At 35.8% G+C, this 17608-nt stretch carries 19 protein-coding genes, 2 tRNA genes and 1 pseudogene; 12 read left to right on the plus strand and 10 right to left on the minus strand.

Annotated features, from left to right (window positions below):
• Nucleotides 1-139: 139 nt before the first annotated feature.
• From rpsT to proS, 4 genes are all read right to left on the minus strand, one after another.
• On the minus strand, nucleotides 140-391 hold the full coding sequence (rpsT, locus tag BSU00_RS05160) for a 30S ribosomal protein S20 (RefSeq protein WP_105003450.1): 252 nt from the start codon (nucleotides 389-391) through the stop codon (nucleotides 140-142).
• Between the two features lie 35 nt (nucleotides 392-426).
• Nucleotides 427-498 (minus strand) — tRNA-Glu (locus BSU00_RS05165).
• Nucleotides 499-585: 87 nt separating this feature from the next.
• Nucleotides 586-657: transfer RNA gene (locus BSU00_RS05170), tRNA-Glu, on the minus strand.
• Nucleotides 658-731: 74 nt separating this feature from the next.
• A complete protein-coding gene (gene proS, locus BSU00_RS05175) occupies nucleotides 732-2210 on the minus strand; it encodes a proline--tRNA ligase (RefSeq protein WP_105003451.1) in 1479 nt (492 codons plus the stop codon).
• 144 nt (nucleotides 2211-2354) lie between these two features.
• Here proS and BSU00_RS05180 point away from each other — a divergent pair, with 144 nt between their 5' ends.
• The 10 genes from BSU00_RS05180 to BSU00_RS05220 all read left to right on the plus strand — a co-directional run bounded on the left by BSU00_RS05180 (nucleotide 2355) and on the right by BSU00_RS05220 (nucleotide 9907).
• Entirely contained in the window at nucleotides 2355-3320 is a 966-nt protein-coding gene (locus BSU00_RS05180; protein ID WP_146104796.1) for a hypothetical protein, read from the plus strand.
• A gap of 21 nt (nucleotides 3321-3341) precedes the next feature.
• Nucleotides 3342-4019, plus strand: coding sequence for a hypothetical protein (locus BSU00_RS05185; protein WP_105003453.1), 678 nt, complete (start codon nucleotides 3342-3344; stop codon nucleotides 4017-4019).
• 217 nt (nucleotides 4020-4236) lie between these two features.
• A complete protein-coding gene (locus BSU00_RS05190; RefSeq protein WP_105003454.1) occupies nucleotides 4237-4695 on the plus strand; it encodes a porin in 459 nt (152 codons plus the stop codon).
• 101 nt (nucleotides 4696-4796) lie between these two features.
• A complete protein-coding gene (locus BSU00_RS05195; RefSeq protein ID WP_105003455.1) occupies nucleotides 4797-5693 on the plus strand; it encodes a NifU family protein in 897 nt (298 codons plus the stop codon).
• Between the two features lie 26 nt (nucleotides 5694-5719).
• Nucleotides 5720-6448 carry a bifunctional demethylmenaquinone methyltransferase/2-methoxy-6-polyprenyl-1,4-benzoquinol methylase UbiE gene (gene ubiE, locus BSU00_RS05200; RefSeq protein WP_105003456.1) on the plus strand — a complete coding sequence of 243 codons (729 nt, stop codon included), beginning with the start codon at nucleotides 5720-5722 and terminating at the stop codon, nucleotides 6446-6448.
• 1 nt (nucleotide 6449) lies between these two features.
• The gene (locus BSU00_RS05205; RefSeq protein ID WP_105003457.1) at nucleotides 6450-7154 is read left to right on the plus strand and encodes a porin family protein; all 705 of its coding nucleotides are present in this window, start codon (nucleotides 6450-6452) and stop codon (nucleotides 7152-7154) included.
• The gene (locus BSU00_RS12880; RefSeq protein WP_158254394.1) at nucleotides 7147-7299 is read left to right on the plus strand and encodes a hypothetical protein; all 153 of its coding nucleotides are present in this window, start codon (nucleotides 7147-7149) and stop codon (nucleotides 7297-7299) included. Before BSU00_RS05205 ends, BSU00_RS12880 begins: the two co-directional genes overlap by 8 nt.
• Nucleotides 7300-7449: 150 nt before the next feature.
• A complete protein-coding gene (locus BSU00_RS05210; RefSeq protein ID WP_105003458.1) occupies nucleotides 7450-8313 on the plus strand; it encodes an RNA polymerase sigma factor RpoD/SigA in 864 nt (287 codons plus the stop codon).
• Nucleotides 8314-8442: 129 nt separating this feature from the next.
• Nucleotides 8443-9099 (plus strand): ribulose-phosphate 3-epimerase, encoded by a 657-nt coding sequence (rpe, locus tag BSU00_RS05215; RefSeq protein ID WP_105003459.1) that lies wholly within the window; start codon nucleotides 8443-8445, stop codon nucleotides 9097-9099.
• A gap of 178 nt (nucleotides 9100-9277) precedes the next feature.
• The gene (locus tag BSU00_RS05220) at nucleotides 9278-9907 is read left to right on the plus strand and encodes a Crp/Fnr family transcriptional regulator (RefSeq protein ID WP_105003460.1); all 630 of its coding nucleotides are present in this window, start codon (nucleotides 9278-9280) and stop codon (nucleotides 9905-9907) included.
• Nucleotides 9908-10306: 399 nt separating this feature from the next.
• On the opposite strand, the gene BSU00_RS05225 is transcribed toward BSU00_RS05220, so the two are convergent.
• The 5 genes and pseudogenes from BSU00_RS05225 to BSU00_RS05245 form a co-directional block, all read right to left on the minus strand.
• A complete protein-coding gene (locus BSU00_RS05225; protein WP_105003461.1) occupies nucleotides 10307-11110 on the minus strand; it encodes a YgcG family protein in 804 nt (267 codons plus the stop codon).
• Nucleotides 11110-11549: pseudogene (locus BSU00_RS05230) on the minus strand (TPM domain-containing protein). The gene BSU00_RS05225 and the pseudogene BSU00_RS05230 overlap by 1 nt, the downstream one beginning before the upstream one ends.
• Nucleotides 11550-11553: 4 nt before the next feature.
• Complete coding sequence (locus tag BSU00_RS05235) at nucleotides 11554-12138, minus strand: LemA family protein (protein WP_105003462.1); 585 nt, start codon at nucleotides 12136-12138, stop codon at nucleotides 11554-11556.
• A 19-nt stretch (nucleotides 12139-12157) separates the two neighbouring features.
• A complete protein-coding gene (locus tag BSU00_RS05240) occupies nucleotides 12158-12487 on the minus strand; it encodes a MerR family transcriptional regulator (protein WP_105003463.1) in 330 nt (109 codons plus the stop codon).
• A 9-nt stretch (nucleotides 12488-12496) separates the two neighbouring features.
• Entirely contained in the window at nucleotides 12497-13465 is a 969-nt protein-coding gene (locus BSU00_RS05245) for a M23 family metallopeptidase (protein ID WP_105003464.1), read from the minus strand.
• A gap of 153 nt (nucleotides 13466-13618) precedes the next feature.
• On the opposite strand from BSU00_RS05245, the gene alaS reads away from it, so the two are divergent.
• Both alaS and BSU00_RS05255 read left to right on the plus strand, forming a co-directional pair.
• Nucleotides 13619-16234 carry an alanine--tRNA ligase gene (gene alaS, locus BSU00_RS05250; protein WP_105003465.1) on the plus strand — a complete coding sequence of 872 codons (2616 nt, stop codon included), beginning with the start codon at nucleotides 13619-13621 and terminating at the stop codon, nucleotides 16232-16234.
• Nucleotides 16235-16338: 104 nt separating this feature from the next.
• Complete coding sequence (locus tag BSU00_RS05255; protein ID WP_105003466.1) at nucleotides 16339-17286, plus strand: GSCFA domain-containing protein; 948 nt, start codon at nucleotides 16339-16341, stop codon at nucleotides 17284-17286.
• A gap of 12 nt (nucleotides 17287-17298) precedes the next feature.
• On the opposite strand, the gene BSU00_RS05260 is transcribed toward BSU00_RS05255, so the two are convergent.
• On the minus strand, nucleotides 17299-17607 hold the full coding sequence (locus tag BSU00_RS05260; RefSeq protein ID WP_233188605.1) for a rhodanese-like domain-containing protein: 309 nt from the start codon (nucleotides 17605-17607) through the stop codon (nucleotides 17299-17301).
• Nucleotide 17608 lies beyond the last annotated feature (1 nt).

The following is a 17608-nucleotide window of genomic DNA, read 5'->3' on the forward strand; positions in this document are numbered from 1 at the left end:
AAAGCACTTGATAGAAGACCAAAAGTTAGAATTTCTAAAGCATTTTCTATAAACTATTGGAGACTGCAATTCTCAAAATATAAAACAAAAAAAGTACTCCATAGTGGAGTACTTTTAATTAATTTTATTTTGGCGCTTTTTATAAGGCAGCAACGTGCTTTGCTAATTTTGATTTTAAATTAGCTGCCTTGTTTTTATGAATAATATTATTCTTTGCTAATTTATCCAACATTGAAACCACAGTTGTAAACATTCCTTCTGCTTCTTTCTTATCGGTAATAGCCCTTAATTTTCTTACCGCATTACGTGTAGTTTTGTGCTGGTATTTATTTCTTAAACGCTTCGTCTCGTTACTTCTGATTCTTTTTAATGCTGACTTATGATTTGCCATTTTACTTAATTCGTTTTATGTTTATAAAAACTTTGTAGTCCGTACGGGAATCGAACCCGTGTTACCAGGATGAAAACCTGGCGTCCTAACCCCTAGACGAACGGACCAAAACATCCATTTGGATAGCGGATGCAAATATACAATTCTTTTTTTAATCGTATATATTTTTCTTTTATTTGTTAAAATAAAAATTGTAGTCCGTACGGGAATCGAACCCGTGTTACCAGGATGAAAACCTGGCGTCCTAACCCCTAGACGAACGGACCAAGACAATCTTTTTGTGATTGCGGGTGCAAATATAAAAACTCTTTTTATTTACACCAAAACTTTTTAATTTTTTTTAATATGCTTTTGCAAATAATACCTTACGGCTAGATTTTGCTCCAGAAAAAACACATATACCGTGCTCTTCTTTAGCATCATTTGGTATACATCTAATAGTAGCTTTTGTTAATTCCTTTATTTTCATTTCTGTTTCTACGGTACCGTCCCAATGTGCAGAAACAAAACCACCTTTAGTAGCAATCACCTCTTTAAATTCGTCAAAATTGGCAACCTCAGTAATGTTTGTCTCTCGGAAGGAAAGTGCTTTCTTATACAAGTTTTGCTGTATCTCTTCCAAAAGACGAACAATGTATCCAACCATTTCCTCTTGTTGTACTGTAGACTTTTCAAAAGTATCTCTTCGCGCTATTTCCACAGTTCCATTTTGAAGATCTCTGTTACCTAATGCAACTCTTACAGGAACCCCTTTCATTTCGTATTCAGCAAACTTGGCCCCCGGACGCATAGTATCGCGATCGTCAAACTTTACAGAAACGCCTTTGGCACGCAAATCTTTAACAAAGTCACTAACTTTTTCAGAAATGGCTTCTAATTGCTCTTGCCCTTTGTAAATTGGAACTATGACCACCTGGATTGGGGCTAGTTTTGGCGGTAGAACTAATCCAGCATCATCAGAATGGGTCATGATAAGACCTCCAATTAGCCTGGTAGATACTCCCCATGATGTCGCCCATACAAATTCTTGCTTTCCTTCTTTAGAAGTATATTTTACATCAAATGCCTTGGCAAAATTTTGGCCTAAAAAATGAGAAGTTCCTGCCTGTAAAGCCTTTCCATCTTGCATTAAAGCCTCAATTGTATAGGTTGCATCGGCTCCAGCAAAACGCTCACTCTCTGATTTCGAACCTCTTATAACAGGCATTGCCATAAAGTCTTCTGCAAAAGTTGCATAGACTTCTTGCATCTGTTTCGCCTCTGCTAACGCTTCTTTTTTAGTTGCGTGTGCAGTATGTCCTTCTTGCCATAAAAACTCCGCCGTTCTTAAAAAAAGACGCGTACGCATTTCCCATCGAACTACATTTGCCCATTGATTGATGAGAAGAGGTAAATCTCTATGCGATTGTATCCATTTCTTATAGGTATTCCAAATAATAGCCTCTGAAGTTGGACGCACTACTAATTCTTCCTCTAATTTAGCCTCTGGATCTACTTGTAATTTACCCTCATTTTCAGGGTCACTTTGCAATCTGTAATGCGTAACAACAGCACATTCTTTTGCAAATCCTTCTGCATTTTTTTCTTCTGCCTCAAACAAACTTTTCGGAACAAATAACGGAAAATAGGCATTTTGATGACCGGTCTCCTTAAACATTCTGTCTAATTCTGCTTTCATGTTCTCCCATATAGCAAATCCATATGGTTTTATTACCATACAACCTCTAACTGCTGAAGTTTCTGCTAAGTCTGCTTTAACCACCAACTCATTGTACCACTTTGAATAGTCGTCTGCTCTTTTTGTTAAATGTTTACTCATGATAAAAAGTTTGGCATAAAAATTGTTATTATTAATGCGAATCGTGTATGCAAAACTACATTAAAAAGGTAACAAGCCCAACAAATTTTACTTTTTTGCGTAAATTACATACGAAATTAATCATCTTAACAAAAAACAACACAAATGACAACAAAGAACCCAAAATACCCGAATTCTGTTTTACTTTTGATATTATCGTTTATGGGCGTATTAATGTCATGTGGAGCAATGCAAACCGTTTCTAAATCTGCAGACGGTATATACGATCAGGAACCTGTATATCAAAAACAAACGCAAAATGTAGTAGTGATCAAAGAAGAAGAGAATTCCTTCTCAACGGCATTAGAAAGAAGTAGCCTGTTAAATGGTTCCGACATTCTTACCGATATTGAAAATTACAAATCAGATGCAGCGAACTTTGTACCAGAAGATGAGGTACTTCAGGAAGAAACTGCAATAACCTATAGTTCTAATAGTCCTTGGGGATATGATAATGACGACGTTGTTGTAAATATTAATTTAAACACTAATTGGGGATGGAATACCTGGGGATGGAATACTTGGGGTTGGTACGGTAACCCTTGGTTTTATGGTGGCTATAATCCTTGGTGGGGATATCCTAATGGATATTGGAACCGTTGGGGATGGGGATACAATAATTTCTATTATGGCCCATACTATAGACCGTATTATAGACCATACTACAGTCCTTACTACAGAGGCGCGAATCCTTATCGACCATATTACAACGGAAGATATAACAACAGAAGAGGTGTTGCATATGACTCTCCTTATTCGTACGGAAGATATAACAATAGAAGAACTTCAAATTACAACTCAAGAAGAACTTCTACCTCTAGAAATTACGATACAAAAAGAGCCAATACTTCGAGAAATACCAAAAGAACTTCTGTGAAAAATTACAACACAAGAAGCAATACTAGAAGTACAAAAAGATCCAACAGCAGAAGCTACAACACAAGAAGTAGTAATTCTTCAAGAAGCTCCAGAAGTAGCTACTCGAGAGGTTCTTCAAGTAGAAGTAGTTACTCCAGAGGTTCGTCTTCGGGAAGAAGTAGATCAAGATCAGGAGGCTCAAGAGGAAGGTAAACGAGATAAATAATTCTAGATATGAAAAAAGATAAAATTTTAACACCATTACTTTTGCTCCCTTTGATAGCTTTTTCGCAATCGTTATCTTATAATGAACTCGGTTTTATTTTTGCCAAAGATGATGGCTATGGAACTGCACGATTTGAGGCAATGGGGGGAGCTTTTGGCGCCCTAGGAGGAGACGAGTCGGCTTTTAGCATCAATCCTGCTGGAAGTGGGGTTTCAAAATACAGTAGTTCTTCTGCTACTTTCTCCAACACAAATACAACATTAGAAGCTAGTTATTATGGAAATAACTCCAATTACGATAATAATGTGTTTAACTTTACCCAAGCTGGAAGTATCTTGACTTTTGACGCTGCCTTTAGCAAAGATTGGACGAGATTTGCACTAACTTTCAACTACAAAATCAAAAGTGATTACGATGCTTTCTACAGCGTAAATGGTAATAGTGGTTCTCCAAACTACACCCAACATTTTATGGATGATGCAGTCCCTAAAAACGAGTTTAACCAAGCGATTCAACAAGATATTTCTTCCTCAAGAATGGAATATCAAGTGTTTTTAATATGGGATTTTCTGCAGTACATCGCAATAAATTACATCTTGGAGGAGGCATTCACTTTCATAACTTCAACTTCAATAGAGTTACACAACTTCAAGAAAACAACAAAGATAACGATGACAATGTCTTAATTGCAAACGAACTAATTGACAGTTATATTCAAGGAAACGGTGTTTCTTTTAGTTTTGGTTTCATCTATAAATTGAAGCAAAATATTAGATTTGGATTGGCATACGAAACGCAACATGGTACAATGAAATTACCGAAGACTATTACGATAGAATTGAACTTAATTCCATTCCTAATAAGGATATTCCTTATGGATTTGAATCCTCACAAGATTTTTATGTGTATGATTTTAGAACCAATAGCAGGATTACAGCGAGTGGTGCCTATATTTTTGGCAAACAAGGTTTAATCAGTTTCGACTACACTTTTAGAGATTATACCAATATGGCCTTTTCTGGTGGTAACTTCAATGATATTAATCAGAATTTTGAGAGAGAATATCGAAATACCAACGCGATAAATATTGGAACAGAATGGCGATTTGATCGACTAAGTGTTCGAGGCGGTTATCTCTATGAAGAAAACCCAAATACAGTCGCAGCTAAGGGAGGAACAAATAACGATGACAATACCCAAGGATACTCTCTAGGTTTGGGTTATGATTTCGGTAGTATTCTAGTAGACCTTTCCTATCGAAACACAGAACGTCAAGATTTTGAAAGCATGTATCGCCCCGGAGATGTTGCCATCAATAGTAACGCATGCAGATTTTCCGGCACTATTAGAATCAATTTATAAAAGATTCCAATATTTGTACTACGCAGCCTTGTAATTTACAAGGCTTTTTTTACATCCATATATCACTTTTTTAGTGTAATTTTGCATTTTATTTTCAGCATATGGACACAGTACAAATAAACATACAGGAAACTGGCAATGAAACCATAGTTAAATTCGTAAGCAATTCAATTTTAATTAATGGTGGGAGTTATGAATTCAATAATATTGACGAGGCAAAGAATTCGCCTCTTGCACAAACCTTATTTTATCTTCCCTTTGTAAAAAAAGTGTTTATAACCGCTAATTTTATTGCGATACAACGTTACGATATTGTTAGCTGGGATGATGTTGCTGAGGAAGTTAAAGACCAAATTCAAACCTACCTTATGGCGGGCAAAACTGTTGTTCTCGAAGAAAAAACAGCAAAAATGAATCCTATTGAGGTATATGCAGAGGTTACTCCAAATCCAGCGGTTATGAAATTTGGAAGTAATAAAGCGCTAACGCAGACCGATGTAGAATTCAAAAACATTGATGAGGCGAGCAAATCTTCTCCTCTAGCGCAAGAACTTTTTAACTTTCCATTTGTAAAGGAAATCTTTATCTCAGAAAATTACATTTCCATAACCAAATACGACATGGTAGAATGGAATGACGTCTACCAAGACATACGAACTTTTATTAGAGCATACCTGCAAGAAGACAAAGTAATTATCGCTGCATTACCACAACAAGAAACTAAAAATAACCCAGAGACAGTAAAGAAAAACCTAACAGATACAGAAGCAAAAATAGTAGCTATTTTAGACGAATATATCAAGCCTGCCGTTGCTTCAGATGGAGGAAACATCGCCTTTCAATCGTATGACGTAGACAGCAAAAAAGTTAGTGTAATATTACAAGGCGCTTGTAGCGGCTGCCCTTCCTCAACCATTACTTTAAAAAATGGAATTGAAACCATGTTAAAGGAAATGCTACCAAATCAAATAAACGAAGTTGTAGCTATTAACGGTTAATACGAGAAATCACTAGTACTTAATTTATGTCAAAACAAGTAAAACCATACAAAGATTCCGATTTAGGAAAGAAAGAGCAAGTGGCACAAATGTTTAATACCATTTCGAAAGATTACGATGGCTTAAACAGAGTTATTTCCTTAGGGATTGATGTTAGTTGGAGAAAAAAAGTAGTTGCTCTTGTCGGAAAAAAAAATCCAAAACAGATCCTAGACATTGCTACGGGAACCGGTGACTTAGCTCTAATGATGGCAGATTTACATCCGGAGAGAATTGTCGGACTAGATATCTCAGAAGGGATGTTATCGGTTGGAAAACAAAAAGTTGCAAAGGCGAAATTATCTGAAAAAATAGAAATGGTGGTTGGCGATAGTGAAAATATTCCTTTCGACAATGATTCTTTTGATGCCATAACTGTTTCTTTTGGGGTTAGAAACTTTGAAAACCTAGACAAGGGTCTGAAAGAAATCTTACGAGTACTTAAGCCAGGAGGAACCTTTGTTGTTTTAGAAACCTCGAACCCGACTAAATTTCCATTCCGACAAGGATACCAATTTTACACCAATTTTATCTTACCTGTGATAGGCAAAGTATTCTCCAAAGACAAGGTGGCCTATAAGTATTTATCAGAAAGTGCAAATTCTTTTCCATTTGGAGAAGCTTTCAACAATATTTTAGAAAAAAATGGGTTTAAGAATGCAAAGAATATCCCAGTGACCTTTGGAGTTGCATCAATTTATACAGCAAACAAATAAAATGATCAAAAGAACAGCGTTATTACTCACAATTTTACTCGGCTTTTATCAGGGCTTTAGTCAAGTAGAAAAAGTCCTTAAACTTCCTAGTTTTGACAAACCGCTATTTCACTATGGATTTTATTTAGGGTTAAACAACAATAGTTATAAAGTTGCCTACAAACCAAGTTTTATTAACCAACCTGACGTTGCGGTAAATCCCTCTATTGGTTTTAATGTTGGGCTGATTGCTGATTTAAGACTGCACAACAACATAAACTTGAGATTTGAACCAGGTCTAATGTCGAATGCTAAAACACTTGTTTTTAACCATATTGAAGGAGAAAACGAAGTTGTTAAAACGAGAGAAGTAGGTGCAACTTTTTTACATTTACCACTAATATTAAAACTGAGCACAAACCGAATCAACAATGTAAGGCCTTATGTTTTAGGAGGCGTGTCTTATGACCACAATTTCTCCAGCAACGAATCTAGCAGTGACGACAATTTTGCAGGGAAATTTAGAACTACTACCGGGAACTTCATGTATGAAATCGGTATTGGAGTAGATTTATACTTAAACTTCTTTAAATTCTCCCCTTCCATTCGAGGTATTTTTGCCATAAATAATGAATTGGTTTATGACAATTCACCGAATAGTCAATGGACAGACCCTATTGACTTTCTCGGGACAAGAGGTGTTTTTTTACACCTGTCTTTTGAGTAGTAATGTAGTACTATTCTCGTTAATTTTATCCTTTGGTATAAACATTACACTTCTTGCTATTCGTGGAAGTAAATACAGGCATGATGAAGTTAACAAAGAGTTTGGAAACTCTTTAGGCAACAAAGCTTCATTTGAGCAGTGCTAAATATAATTTTACCATATTAAAAACCAAGGGTTTAACACACCGTTATAAACTTTCTTCAGAAAAATATTTGTTTTTTGTAACATTATGAGACCTGCATACGTATAAGTATATGGAGAGTGAATGATAATTTTAAAAACATAGTTTTACCGCATGAGACAACTGAAAATTACAAAGCAGGTAACGAATAGAGAAACTGCCTCGTTTGACAAATATTTACAAGAAATAGGAAAGGTAGATTTGATTACAGCCGACGAAGAGGTAGAATTAGCACAACGTATCAAGGCAGGAGACCAAAGAGCTCTAGAAAAGTTAACCAAAGCCAATCTTCGTTTTGTCGTTTCTGTTGCGAAACAATACCAAAATCAAGGGTTAACCTTACCTGATTTAATTAACGAAGGTAACTTGGGTCTCATTAAGGCAGCAAAGAGATTTGATGAAACACGTGGATTCAAATTTATCTCGTATGCGGTTTGGTGGATTCGCCAGTCGATTTTACAAGCTTTAGCAGAACAATCTCGTATTGTTAGACTTCCATTAAACAAAATTGGATCGATCAATAAAATTAATAAAATGTACGCTTTCCTAGAACAGGAAAACGAACGTCCACCTAGTGCGGAAGAAATTGCAAAGAAGTTAGACATGACGGTTAATGACGTTAAAGAATCTATGAAAAATTCTGGACGTCACGTATCTATGGATGCACCTTTAATTGAAGGAGAAGATTCAAACCTGTACGACGTACTCAATTCTGGAGAATCTCCAAATCCTGACAAAACCTTATTGCATGAATCTTTGCGCATTGAAATAAATCGTGCCCTTGAAACACTAACGCCACGGGAAGCTGATGTTGTAAAGTTATACTTTGGTTTAGGAGAACATCAACCAATGACTTTAGAAGAAATTGGAGAAACTTTTGATCTAACCAGAGAGCGTGTTAGACAAATAAAAGAAAAAGCAATCCGAAGACTTAAGCACACCTCAAGAAGTAAAATACTGATGACCTACTTGGGCTAACAGAACAAATACTTATAAAAATAAAACCCTTGAAAGCCTCAAGGGTTTTGTTTTTTATTTGTTCCGTCTCTTTAAGAATTGCCTATATTTGCCAAATAATAAACATCACAACAACAAACAAGATTACATATGGAAAAACTTATTGCTCCTTCCGTTTTAGCAGCTGACTTCGGAAACCTTCAAAGAGATGTAGAAATGGTTAATGAGAGTAAAGCAGACTGGTTTCATATTGATATTATGGATGGTGTATTTGTACCAAATATATCCTTTGGAATGCCGGTGTTAAAAGCTATAACTGGTCATGCCAAAAAAACTATCGATGTACATTTAATGATTGTAGATCCCGATAGGTACATCCAAACATTTGCAGATCTTGGTGCTGATATTTTAACCGTACACTATGAGGCTTGTACGCATTTACACCGAACAATTCAAGCTATCAAAAATGCCGGAATGAAAGCAGGTGTAGCCTTAAACCCACATACACCTATAGCAGTTCTAGAAGATATCATATCCGACTTAGATTTAGTATGTATTATGAGTGTAAACCCAGGTTTTGGAGGACAATCGTTTATCGAAAACACTTACAAAAAAACAGCGCAATTAAAAAACCTTATTTCCTTTAGTAACGCAACTACTTTAATCGAAATTGATGGTGGTGTAACCGATAAAAATGCGAACAAACTTATCGAAGCTGGAGCGGATGTACTCGTAGCTGGTAGTTATGTTTTCAAAAGCGACAACCCAACCAATACGATTGAAAATTTAAAAAACACTATTAACTAATATCTTCGTAATATTTACTTCAAAAGAAGCTAATTCAACTATCAGGTTGTATGTACTATTGTAATTGTATTATAATATTTAAAAACCCGGTCTAATCTCCTGTTTTTAGCGCTGTAATTTAATTGTATCAAAAAGAAAATGAAGTTTTTGGTGCCAAAAAAAACACAAAAAATTGTTTATGGAAGAATTAAAAAAAAGTTACGGATATTTATTTGAAAACAAACTATTAGAGGAAATTGATAAAATAGCTGTTTATAAAAAGTTTAAAGCAAATACAACTATCATAGACACTAATAGCTACATCGCCTCTATACCACTTTTGCTTAGCGGGGCTATAAAGATATTGCGAGAAGACAAGAATGGTGATGAATTAGTACTGTATTATTTGGAGCGTGGTGACACCTGCGCAGTTACACTTTCTTGTTGCATGGGACAAACTAAAAGTAAAATTCGAGCAGTTACAGAAAATGACGTGACGCTTTTAATGATACCGAAAGAAAAAATGGGAGATTGGCTAAGTAAATATGCTTCTTGGCAAGAGTTTATATTACAAAGCTACCATAATCGATTAGAAGAATTTATCGAAGCCGTCGATACCATTGCATTTTTAAACATGGATCAAAGACTTTTAAAATATTTAAAAGACAAAGCCCTAGTAAACCATAGCGACACTATAAATGCGACACACCAAGAGATTGCAAACGATCTTCACACTTCGAGAGTTGTTATATCAAGACTTCTTAAATCTTTAGAAAATCAATCTAAAATTTCCCTACAACGAAATCAAATTACATTACTTGAACTGTAAAACTTTAAGCAATGTAAAACTCGAAATTGGTGATTAAAAATAAAACATAATTGCGCGACAGAGATTTAGTGAATTGTATAAACATTTCGCAGGTATATATCGTATATGGCGAATTGTAAACCTACATCCTCCTATGCTCAAAATGAAATAAAAATAGCCCTTAAAAACAGTTCGTATGAACAGAATTATATGGAGCTATCAATACTCACCGGAAAATATAGTTTAAAGAGTCAACTGGTAAAAGACAGCTCGCAAAGAAAAAAAGGTTCTATTGTAGTTTAAATATATAAACACTCTTCAAAGAAACCCCTAAAAAAATATTTTTACTCGTGTAAAATTAGCGTAAAAAAAGCTACAGATCACTGTAGCTTTTTTTAAAGTTTAATAATATGTAGAAATTTACCAACCTCCAGTAGCGCCTCCGCCACCAAAGCCGCCGCCACCAAAGCCACCGCCAAAACCACCTCCAAAGCCTCCGCCAGACGACCCAAAACCACCGCCAAAACTTCCGCCTCCGAAGCCACCACGGCCAGAGTTACTCAGGATAATTGTATCTAAAATACTTGGAGATCTTCTATATCCTCTACCTCCACCTCTATTGTTTTTATTTCCTCTAGACAGTAAAAGTAAAAAAATAATCACCATAATGATAAAGATAACTATACCACCATCTAGACCATCAGGTTTTGGTGGAGAACCTTTAAATTCTCCATTGAGTACCTCAAAAACAGCATCTGCTCCCTTATTTAAACCCCCATAAAAATCTCCCTGTTTAAAATTAGGTAAAATAACGTACTCAATAATTTGACGAGAAGTATAATCGGTTAGTAAGTGCTCTACTCCATATCCAGTGCGAATCGTTACTTTTCTGTCGCCTTTTGCAACTAATATGAAAACACCATTGTCTTCTTCCGCTTGACCGAAACCCCAATCTTCAGCCCAATTGGTTGCTAAATACCCTATATCTTCTCCTTTTGTAGAATCAATAAGAGCAACAACAATTTGTGTGGAAGTAGAATCAGAATAACGGATAAGCTTGTTTTCTAAGGCATTCTTTTGACTTGTAGAAAGCAAATTAATATAATCGTACACACTTGTTTCAAGAGCTGGTTTTACAGGTATTTGAAATCCCTGTGCAAGAAGTGTCATAGAGGATAAAAAAGCGACAAGAAAAACCATTTGTTGTTTAAAATACATTCTCATCACCCTTTGGATATTTCGTTAGACAACTCATCTCTATCCCCTGTATGCCAAGGAAAGTGGCTTTCAACTCTTCGCCTGCTTTCAAAACCCCAGTCACAATTCCGGTTTTAAATTCCCCTTTTTTAAAGTGGTCTTGTATGGCATCCTTAGTAGAGTCCCAAAAATCATCGGATACTACCGCATCGATGCCTTTATCTCCGAAAATAACAAAAGCGTGATCTTTGACAGCAATATAAAGTAGCACCGCATTCCGTTGCTGTGTGTTGTACATTTTTAGTGCTGCAAAAATCTCTTTTGCACGATCGTAATGCGCTAATGAAGCAGTATGTTCGATATGAACTCTGATTTCACCAGAAGTATTTTGTTCTGCTTTCCGAATTGCGCTAATAATTTCTTGTTCTTCAGACGCAGACAAAAAACTCTCGACATTATCTGACATGACTTTAAAATTTAAAATCTACATCTGGTGCTTTTTCAGACCCCTCTTCTGATTTATATCGCGGCATTTGATCAAATCCAAAAATCCCCGCTAATAATACTCCTGGAAATTTATCAATTTTTGTATCGTAAATATTCACCTCATCATTATACCTATCTCTTGCAACATTTATTCTATTTTCTGTTCCTTCTAACTGACTTTGTAATTCTAAGAAATTTTTATTGGCTTTGAGTTCTGGATAACGTTCAACGGAAACGAGTAATTTTGATAATGCACCACTCAAACCCTGTTGTGCCTGTTCAAATTGCGCAATATTTTCCGGAGTTAAATCTCCTGCATTGATAGTAGCTTGTGTTGCCTTTGCTCTTGCATTAATAACATCGGTGAGTGTAGACTTTTCAAAATCTGCAGCACCTTGTACTGTTTTAACTAAATTTCCTATTAAATCGTTTCTACGTTGGTAAGAACTTTCTACCTTAGACCACGCGGTTTCAGCACTATTTCTTAGTGTAACAATATTGTTATACCCAGAGATTGCCCACAGTACTATTGCCCCGATAATAAGGATTGGAAATAACCATTTTTTCATAATTTTCACGTTTTTTAATTTATAATTGATTTTTAATTTTAATTAATTCGGCCTTAACGGCTTCCAATTTACTAATAATTTCATGATTGCTTATTACTTTTTCAGGATTTCCTTTCAGCTTTTGCTTGGCTCCATCTAACGTAAAACCTCTTTCCTTCACTAAATTGAAAATTAATTTAAAGTTTGCAATGTCTTCTTTGGTAAATAATCGATTTCCTTTGGCATTTTTTTTAGGTTTGATGACATCAAATTCTTTTTCCCAAAAACGAATCAAGGAGGTATTAACATCAAAAGCCTTAGCGACTTCTCCTATTTTGTAATACCTTTTATCTGGAAGATTTATATGCATAGAATACCATTAATCATACGATTGCCCTTTTTGTTGCGATGCTTTTTGCATCGATGCGAATTCTTCTGGAGTCAAATCACCGTAATAGTAGTAAATTGGATTTACAGGGCGGTCATTTTTATGCACCTCATAGTGAAGATGTGGTGCAGCGGAACGTCCTGTGTTTCCAACATATCCAATAATATCTCCACGTTTTACTTTTTGTCCTTTTCTCACGGCAAACTTACTCATGTGTGCATACACTGTTTTGTACCCGTATCCGTGGTCTATGTATACGACATTTCCAAACGTTGCGCTCCGGTGTGCTTTGATTATTTTTCCATTTCCGGAAGCGAAAATAGGAGTTCCGGTTGGAGCAGTAAAATCCATTCCATTATGCATTCGCCAAGACTTCAATATTGGGTGTAATCGCATTCCATAACCCGATGCCATTCTTTTCAAGTCTTCATTTTTTACGGGTTGTATCGCAGGAATAGAAGCCAACATTTTTTCCTTTTCTTTGGCTAAATCTACTATCTCGTCTAAAGATTTGGATTGTACAACCATTTGTTTCGACAAAACATCTAATTCTCTAGTAACATTTTTAATCATAGAACTATTCTCAAAGCCATCGAGACTTTTGTAACGATTTACACCACCAAACCCTGCTTTTCTCTGCTCATCAGCAATGGGTGTTGCTTCAAAATAAGTTCTGTAAATAGCATTATCTCTTTGTTGTAATTCTTCCAAAACCTGAGCACTTTCTTCCATTCGTTTTGACAATAACTCATAGTGTAATTGTAAGTTTTCTAATTCTCTTTTTTGCGAGCGTTCTCTCGGCGTTAATAAAAACTGACTAAAACCAATAAAACCGAGAAAAGCAACGAGACATAAACCGGTAACACCAATAAATAACTTTTTGTACTTCTCACTTGTTTTACTTTCTATTTTTCTATAGGATAAGGTATCTGGATCGTAATAATATTTTACTTTCGCCATAATGCTAAATATACTATTTTTGTGCTTTTTGAGGGCACTAAATTTTTAAGGGGTGATATTTGTAAACCATCAAATTTACAAAATGTTTTAAAACTTCTTTTTTAAAGCCGACCTTTTAATAAAAATTAACATTTAATTCAACACTGGAGTAGCATGAGATCCCAAGATATCAGAACTAAATTTTTAGATTTTTTTAAATCAAAACAACACAGTATCGTTCCTTCAGCACCTATGGTGTTAAAAAACGACCCTACCTTGATGTTCACCAATTCCGGGATGGCACCATTCAAGGAATACTTTCTCGGCAATGCCACTCCAAAAAATAATAGAATTTCCGATTCGCAAAAATGCCTCCGTGTTTCTGGTAAGCACAATGATTTAGAGGAAGTTGGCTACGACACTTACCATCACACCATGTTTGAAATGTTAGGAAATTGGAGTTTTGGCGATTATTTCAAAAAAGAAGCCATTGCTTGGGCATGGGAACTACTTACTGAAGTATACGGAATTAGCAAAGACATTCTCTACGTCACCGTTTTTGAAGGAGATACAAAAGACGGCACTACTATGGATCAGCAGGCGTATGACTTTTGGAAAGAAATTGTTCCTGAGAGTCAAATTTTAATGGGGAACAAAAAGGATAATTTTTGGGAAATGGGAGATCAGGGTCCGTGTGGTCCTTGTTCTGAAATTCACGTTGATATTAGATCTGCTGCTGAAAAAGCAAAAATTGATGGAAAATCATTAGTAAATGAAGATCATCCTCAAGTAGTAGAAATATGGAACCTTGTTTTCATGCAATACAATCGAAAAGCAGATGGTTCGTTAGAAGAACTACCATCAAAACATATTGACACTGGTATGGGATTTGAGCGCTTGTGTATGGTATTGCAAGGAGTACAGTCTAACTACGATACCGACGTCTTCACTCCTTTGATTAGAGAAATAGAAACCATAACAGGAACTGTCTATGGTAGCGATGAAAAAACAGACATCGCTATACGCGTAGTTGCAGACCATGTTCGTGCGGTGGCTTTTGCTATTGCCGACGGACAATTACCGAGTAACAATGGTGCGGGGTATGTAATTCGTAGAATTCTTCGAAGAGCAATTCGCTACGGTTTTACCTTTTTAAATCAAAAAGAAGCCTTTATCTACAAATTAACAGAAACTCTAGCACAGCAAATGGGAGCTGCTTTCCCTGAAATTAAGAAACAACAAAGACTGGCCCACAATGTAATCAAAGAAGAAGAGGTATCTTTTCTGAGAACCTTGGACCAGGGCTTAATTTTGTTGGATCGTGTAATTGAAACTACTGCAAACAAAGAAGTTTCCGGAAGAAAAGCATTTGAACTTTATGACACCTATGGATTCCCTCTGGATTTAACGCAGCTTATCGCACGAGAAAAAGGCTATACAGTAAACGAAGAGGAGTTTAAAGCCGGAATGCAAGCACAAAAAGAGCGATCTCGTGCAGCATCTGCTAGTGAAACAGGAGATTGGATTACTTTATTGGAAGACGATGAACAAGAATTTGTGGGCTACGACACCCTAAGCACAAATGTTAAAATAGCTCGGTATAGAAAAGTTAGTTCTAAAAAAGATGGAGACCAATACCAATTAGTATTTAATATCACCCCATTTTACCCTGAAGGTGGAGGACAAGTTGGAGATAAAGGATTCCTAGAGGCTCCCAATGGAGATGTATCCTATATCACAAACACGAAGAAAGAGAATAATATTATCATTCACTTTACAAAAGAATTACCAAAAAATCTAAACGAGACCTTTAGAGCAGTTATTAACGCCGACTTTAGAAGGTTATCTTCAAGTAACCACTCTGCCACACATTTATTGCACCAAGCATTGCGATCTATTTTAGGACCCCACGTGGAACAGAAAGGATCATTAGTTAGCCCTAAATATTTACGCTTCGACTTTTCGCACTTCGCTAAGTTAGAAAAGGAACAGCTCCAAGAAATAGAGGAATTTGTGAATGCTCGTATTCGAGAAAATTTACCATTAGAAGAAAAAAGAAATGTACCAATGCAAGAAGCTATTGACGAAGGAGCACTAGCTTTATTTGGAGAAAAATATAGCGATAGTGTGAGAAGTATTCGATTTGGGCAGTCTATGGAACTATGCGGTGGAACGCATGTACAAAGAACCGGTGAAATTTGGTACTTTAAGATAAAGTCGGAAGGAGCAATTGCTGCAGGGATAAGACGAATTGAAGCCATAACTAATCTTGCTGTACGCAGGTATTTTGAAGAAGTGGAAACGAATTACAGTGGCGTAAAAGAATTATTGAAAAACCCAAAAGATTTAAGCAAATCGGTGAGTAATCTACAGGAAGAAAACTCAGCCTTGAAAAAGCAAATCGAACAATTACTAAAAGATAAAGCTAGCAACCTAAAAGGCTCTCTTAAAAAGCAAATACAAGAGGTAAATGGAGTGCATTTTTTAGCTACTCAAGTAGATTTAGACCCGAATAGCATTAAATCTTTATTGTTTGAGTTAGGCGGTGAAATAGATAATTTATTTCTGCTTTTTGCCAGCGCTCCCTCCAAGGAAAAAGTCATGTTAACCTGTTATATATCTAAAAATCTTGCTAATGAAAGAGGGTATGACGCAGGAAAAGTGGTACGAGAGTTAGGTAAATATATCCACGGAGGTGGTGGTGGACAAAACTTCTTTGCTACTGCTGGCGGAAAAAATCCAGGGGGAATTCCAAAAGTTTTAGAGAAAGCAAAAGAGTATATTGCATAAGAAAATACATTACATAATTGCAGTTTAATGTAGTATTTAAAATATACCTTGAAAAAAGTATGTTTTAGATGTATATAACTTTACTTTCTTTTTATATAAAAAGCATGAATTTACGTACACATATACCATTACGCCCTGCTAGAAAGCAGATTAGTTACTCGGAAAAAATAGTGCTGTTTGGTTCTTGTTTTTCAGAAAATATTGGGGATAAATTAACATACTTCCAATTTCAAGCTATTCAAAATCCTTTTGGTATTTTATTTCACCCAAAAGCAATTGAAAACCTTGTACAACAAAGTATTGAAAAGAGAACGTATACAGAAAAAGAGGTTTTCTTTCTCAATGAACGATGGCATTGTTTTGCGGCACATTCTTCGCTGAGTAACCCCGAAAAAGAAGTTCATGTAAAGCGATTGAACACTACTTTAGAACAAACACGGAAAACGATTAAAAGTGCAGACGTTGTCGTTATAACGCTCGGAACTGCATGGGTATATCGTAATATTGAAACCAAAGCTATTGTCGCAAACTGCCACAAGGTTCCTCAGAAAATGTTTACAAAAGAACTTTTATCTGTTGAAGAAATACGACAAAGTCTCCAAAATATTTACACTCTTTGTAAAGGATTAAATTCTTCCACCCGTTTTATTTTAACCGTTTCCCCCATAAGACATATAAAAGATGGCTTTATAGAAAATCAGCAAAGTAAATCGCATTTAATAAATGCTGTACACCAATTCATAAAAAACAAACGGGATGCGTCCTACTTTCCATCGTTTGAAATTATGATGGATGAATTAAGAGACTATCGTTTTTACAAGGAGGATATGATTCATCCCAACACTACGGCAATAAATTACATTTGGGAAAAATTTTCAGAAGTGTGGATAGATACCGATGCACAAAAAACTATGGAAACAGTCGCTGCAATTCAAAAAGGACTAGCACACAAGCCTTTCAATCCTGCATCCGAAAAACACCAATTATTCCTTAAAAAATTGGCACAAAAAAAGGAAACACTACAACAAGCGTTTCCTCATATGTTATTTTAAGTACCTTTCTTTTTACAAGAACTTATCTACGTTTTGCCAAGGCCCACCATTGATAACATCTATCCCATGACCACTGAGAAAATCGGCTGCCTGTCCGCTTCTACCTCCGCTCCTACAAACGGTTATCACAGACTTGTTCCATTCTTTAACCTCAAATACTCTTGCTGGTATAGTATTTAGTACGATATGTTTTGCGCCTTCAGAATGCCCTTCATTCCACTCCTCTAGTGTTCTGACATCTAAAATAACAGCTCCTTTTTCTAAATACTCTTTAATTTTATTATCCATATTTTTAGTTCTAAATAAATTAAACAATCCCATC

Origin of the sequence: Tenacibaculum sp. SG-28 (assembly GCF_002954385.1) — a bacterium.
Classification (GTDB): domain Bacteria; phylum Bacteroidota; class Bacteroidia; order Flavobacteriales; family Flavobacteriaceae; genus Polaribacter.

Coding starts and splice junctions, on each gene's coding strand:
- rpe (WP_105003459.1), top strand. CDS start 8,443: ATGGAAAAACTTATTGCTCCTTCCGTTTTAGCAGCTGACTTCGGAAAC.
- BSU00_RS05235 (WP_105003462.1), bottom strand. CDS start 12,138: ATGAAAAAATGGTTATTTCCAATCCTTATTATCGGGGCAATAGTACTG.
- rpsT (WP_105003450.1), bottom strand. CDS start 391: ATGGCAAATCATAAGTCAGCATTAAAAAGAATCAGAAGTAACGAGACG.
- BSU00_RS05255 (WP_105003466.1), top strand. CDS start 16,339: ATGAATTTACGTACACATATACCATTACGCCCTGCTAGAAAGCAGATT.
- BSU00_RS05210 (WP_105003458.1), top strand. CDS start 7,450: ATGAGACAACTGAAAATTACAAAGCAGGTAACGAATAGAGAAACTGCC.
- alaS (WP_105003465.1), top strand. CDS start 13,619: ATGAGATCCCAAGATATCAGAACTAAATTTTTAGATTTTTTTAAATCA.
- BSU00_RS05220 (WP_105003460.1), top strand. CDS start 9,278: ATGGAAGAATTAAAAAAAAGTTACGGATATTTATTTGAAAACAAACTA.
- BSU00_RS05260 (WP_233188605.1), bottom strand. CDS start 17,607: ATGGGATTGTTTAATTTATTTAGAACTAAAAATATGGATAATAAAATT.
- proS (WP_105003451.1), bottom strand. CDS start 2,210: ATGAGTAAACATTTAACAAAAAGAGCAGACGACTATTCAAAGTGGTAC.
- BSU00_RS05240 (WP_105003463.1), bottom strand. CDS start 12,487: ATGCATATAAATCTTCCAGATAAAAGGTATTACAAAATAGGAGAAGTC.
- BSU00_RS05185 (WP_105003453.1), top strand. CDS start 3,342: ATGAAAAAAGATAAAATTTTAACACCATTACTTTTGCTCCCTTTGATA.
- BSU00_RS05195 (WP_105003455.1), top strand. CDS start 4,797: ATGGACACAGTACAAATAAACATACAGGAAACTGGCAATGAAACCATA.
- BSU00_RS05205 (WP_105003457.1), top strand. CDS start 6,450: ATGATCAAAAGAACAGCGTTATTACTCACAATTTTACTCGGCTTTTAT.
- ubiE (WP_105003456.1), top strand. CDS start 5,720: ATGTCAAAACAAGTAAAACCATACAAAGATTCCGATTTAGGAAAGAAA.
- BSU00_RS05180 (WP_146104796.1), top strand. CDS start 2,355: ATGACAACAAAGAACCCAAAATACCCGAATTCTGTTTTACTTTTGATA.
- BSU00_RS05225 (WP_105003461.1), bottom strand. CDS start 11,110: ATGAGAATGTATTTTAAACAACAAATGGTTTTTCTTGTCGCTTTTTTA.
- BSU00_RS05245 (WP_105003464.1), bottom strand. CDS start 13,465: ATGGCGAAAGTAAAATATTATTACGATCCAGATACCTTATCCTATAGA.